Raw genomic sequence first — 765 nt, 5'->3', positions numbered from 1 at the left:
GTTTATATAATCTTGTTTTGATGTGTGTTTGTGTTGTTTGAAGCTTATTTTCAGGCCGTCTGAAACTATTTATTCATCACAGACTGACGCCAGATGGTTTCCCCAACGACCTTGACGGGCCGAACCGTACCGGCCGGATGTTCGATGTATTGGAACAGCAAATCCGCCGCCATCGCACCCATGCGCAAATAGGGCAACTCAGTACTGGTCAACGGCGGAAACAGCGTTTCCGCAATCGCGCTGTGGTTATCATATCCAGCAACAGAGACTTGCTCGGGAACCCGCATGCCGCGCGTCCTCAAAATCCCGTACACGCGTACTGCCATTTCATCGTTACCGCAGCAAATTACCGTCGGCGGAAGCGGCAAAGACAACAGTTTCAAAATAGCCGAAATCAAAGATCCGCTGTCATTGCTGAAGTCAGGATAACCAGTTTGCACCAAATCAGGATCGAAGACAATATCCGCATCAGCCAAAGCACGGCGGTATCCGGCCAATCTCAATCTTGTCGCTTCCACGCCCGGCTGCAAAGTCACATAAGCAATCCGTTTGTGTCCGCTTTGGATAATCCGGCGCACCAAGCCATACTGCCCTGCTTCGTCGTCCGGCAAAACCGACGGCGTACCTGCCAAATCAAAACAGTTGACCAACACCATCGGGCAACGGTTGAGCACTTCCGGCAGCAATACTTCCTGATGGAAACCTGCCACATATAAAATCCCCTCGGCACGATGCTCCATAAAGGTACGGATCAGTGGCTCCATC

General features: G+C 51.2%; 1 protein-coding gene. It reads right to left on the bottom strand.

Annotation, left to right across the window (positions count from 1 at the left end; all coding sequences use genetic code 11):
• Positions 1-65: 65 nt before the first annotated feature.
• On the bottom strand, positions 66-765 hold a 700-nt coding region (locus tag ACTHUM_RS16235), incomplete at its 5' end, for a substrate-binding domain-containing protein (RefSeq protein ID WP_440403454.1).

Source organism: Neisseria sp. P0021.S006, from assembly GCF_051956895.1.
This window is presented reverse-complemented; position numbering and strand designations above follow the sequence as displayed.